At 45.4% G+C, this 3,101-nt stretch carries 3 protein-coding genes; all 3 read left to right on the forward strand.

The window, feature by feature from the left end; translation table 11 throughout:
- Nucleotides 1–1,458 (forward strand): NAD(P)H-hydrate dehydratase (locus Q0R35_RS09470; RefSeq protein WP_295616699.1); only part of this gene is annotated, 1,458 nt, incomplete at its 5' end.
- A gap of 93 nt (nucleotides 1,459–1,551) precedes the next feature.
- Entirely contained in the window at nucleotides 1,552–2,109 is a 558-nt protein-coding gene (locus Q0R35_RS09475) for a sugar O-acetyltransferase (protein ID WP_295616703.1), read from the forward strand.
- 112 nt (nucleotides 2,110–2,221) lie between these two features.
- Nucleotides 2,222–2,773 (forward strand): hypothetical protein, encoded by a 552-nt coding sequence (locus Q0R35_RS09480; protein ID WP_295616706.1) that lies wholly within the window; start codon nucleotides 2,222–2,224, stop codon nucleotides 2,771–2,773.
- Nucleotides 2,774–3,101 lie beyond the last annotated feature (328 nt).

Consider the following 3,101-nt stretch of genomic DNA (forward strand, 5'->3'; position numbering starts at 1 on the left):
GCCGGGATGCCTGTCGCCGCCCTTATGGAAAAGGTGGGAGGACTAATTGCCCGACGATTTCAAATTTTGTATCCCCGTTCTGTATATCAACGAGTCGGGATTTTGGTAGGGATGGGACATAATGGGGGCGACGCGCTCGTAGTTGCCCGCGAGTTGTATTTTCAGGGGTATGAAGTTGCTATTTATGTACCGTCTGAGCAACTCAGCGAACTTACCAATCAACATTATTGTTATATTTCCAGTTTGGAAGTCAAAATTGTTGATGATGTCCGGGGTTTGGCAGGTTGTGATGCGATCGTCGATGGTTTATTCGGATTTGGTCTCAATCGTGAAATTACAGGTAACTTATTTGATGCGATCGAGTCGATTAATAGTTTAAAGGTGCCGATTGTGAGTATCGATTTGCCTTCAGGTATTCATGGCGATACTGGTAATGTTTTAGGTACCGCAATTAGAGCGACACATACATTTTGTTTGGGACTGTGGAAGTTAGCTTTTATTCAAGAACAAGCGATTGAATATCTAGGCAAAACCGAGTTAATCGATTTCGATCTACCTTTAGCAGATATTCATCAAAGTTTAGGCGAACAGCCGACTCTCTCGCGGATGACACCCGATCGGGCGATCGCCAACTTACCACTATATCGATCGACTGTTACTCAAAAATATCAACAGGGTCACCTATTATTAGTCGTCGGTTCCGAGCAATACAGTGGTGCCGCAATTTTATCGGCATTAGGAGCAAGAGCAACTGGTGTAGGAATGCTATCGATCGCCGTTCCCAAATCTCTCAAACCAATATTACTCAACTACCTACCAGAATCTCTAATTATTAGTTGTCCTGAAACCGAAGCTGGCACAATTAAATCTCTTCCCGAACTAGATTTCAATAAGTATCAAGCGATCGCCTGCGGTTGTGGCTTAACCGAACGACCATCTAAAATAGTCAAACAAATTCTCGCCGCAAATTGCCCGATCGTTCTCGATGCCGATGCTCTCAATATTATCTCAAAACTCGGTATCGATTCAACCATCGCCACTCGCACGCAGCCAACTATTTTAACGCCCCATACTGGCGAATTTAAGCGGTTATTTATCAAAATTCCCACAACTAATAAACTCGTTGCTGCCAGTACCGCCGCTCGTTCCTCTCAAGCAATTATCTTACTCAAAGGAGCGCGAACGATCGTGGCCGATTCTGATGGTCGATCGATCGCAATTCCTGAAAGTACACCAGCTTTAGCTAGAGGCGGTAGTGGTGATGTTTTGACAGGTTTAATTGGTGGCTTAATCGCCGCTAACAGTCGGCTAAAAGTCGAGCTTCCAGAAGTCGTAGCAACTGCCGCTTGGTGGCACTCTCAAGCCGGAATTTTAGCAGCTACCGAACGCGGAGATCTGGGCGTAGAGCCACTGATTTTAATTGAATATTTAACCAAAGTAATTCAAAGTTATCTCTAGTAAATATCTCGTAGGGTGGGCACTGCCCACCATCTAGATTTCAGGCATAATCTATTTGATAAATAACTGCACCTACACATTCACTTAATCGATATGAGCCAAAGCGAACGGGAAAAAATGTTGGCAGATTTACCTTATTTAGCGAACGATCCCGAACTTCAGCGTATGACTATATTCGCCCAAAATCTATTTCATACCTTCAATCAAACGTGTCCCGACGAACCAGAACGGCGACAAAAAATTATCCGCCAACTGTTTGGATCGATCGGGCGATCTTTTGAAATTAAGCCACCTTTTTATTGTGACTATGGTTGCCATATTTTTGCAGACGAAAATCTTTATATTAACTATGATTGCATCATTTTAGATTGCAATAAAGTGTACTTAGGAAATAACGTTTTCCTCGCCCCAAGAGTCCAAATCTATACCGCTTACCATCCGCTCGATCCAGCAATCCGTAGATCCGGTCTAGAAATGGCGTCACCAATAACAATTGGTGACGATGTGTGGATTGGGGGTGGCACGATTATTTGTCCGGGGGTCTCGATTGGCAATAACACCACAATTGGTGCGGGGAGTATTGTCACTAAAGATATTCCTGCTAACGTTGTGGCTGTCGGTAATCCTTGCCGAGTCATCAAAAATCTCTAGTGCTGCGATTGGAATCACTCTAAGGACGGATGCTCACAGTTTTAGAACGATTTAAACTTGAGAGTACAACACCCCCTCATACCGATCTAAATCACCCCTACAACCAGACATCATGGCACTAGAACGTAAAAACGCGATCGGCATGTTTCCAGATCTCCAGCAGATTGAGTCGGCATTAAGTCAACTCCAAGCCATCGGGTTTCCAATGGATCGAGTCTCCGTCGTTACTCCAGAAACCGAAACAGCAACGCCGACAGTCGGCGATATCACACCAGTAGTGCAATCCGAGTCTGAGTTCTCCCGCGATGACTCGACTCGATCTTCAGGACAAATCGCGCGTGGAGCCGCAGAAGCTGGTGCGGCAGGAAGTGTTGTTGGTGGCGTTGTTGCTGGGCTAACTACCTTAGCATTTCCAGCTTTCAGTGGTGCCGTCGTACTTATCGGTATGGCGGCTGGAGCATTCTATGGAGCTGTATCTGGCGGCGTATTAGTGGGCGGCACCGACAATCACATCACAACCGAGCAGACCAAACACTACACCAATTTTTTACAGCAGGGACATTACTTAGTATCGATCGACGGGACTCAAGCGCAAATCAGTCAAGCTGAGTCGGTACTCAAGGGTGCCAATATTCAAGATTGGCAGGTCTTTACCGCAATGTAGGCTCGTTCGCGTAGCGTACCGGAGGTAATTGAATTCTCTACTATTAAAGAGTCGTAGGTAAATGTCAAAAGTCATCGACTGCTCCAGGGCACTTATTTTCACTCAACTCAGATCGAAAGATAATGTCAGCCGCTCAGATCCTCGGCTCCCCGACTAAATCATTGACTCTAAATTAGGCTTCTACTTAGCACTGAGCAACACTTTAGGGTTAGAAACTAAATTTGTTAAACTAATTTCGGTTTAGGGGGTTGACAATACTAGGCCGCCGGGTTATATTAGTAAAGCGGTCGAGGGAAACAGCGACGCGGAATCGGCGAAAGCCGCTCTG

This window comes from Chamaesiphon sp. GL140_3_metabinner_50 (assembly GCF_025361915.1).
GTDB lineage: Bacteria > Cyanobacteriota > Cyanobacteriia > Cyanobacteriales > Chamaesiphonaceae > Chamaesiphon.

Coding starts and splice junctions, on each gene's coding strand:
- Q0R35_RS09475 (WP_295616703.1), top strand. CDS start 1,552: ATGAGCCAAAGCGAACGGGAAAAAATGTTGGCAGATTTACCTTATTTA.
- Q0R35_RS09480 (WP_295616706.1), top strand. CDS start 2,222: ATGGCACTAGAACGTAAAAACGCGATCGGCATGTTTCCAGATCTCCAG.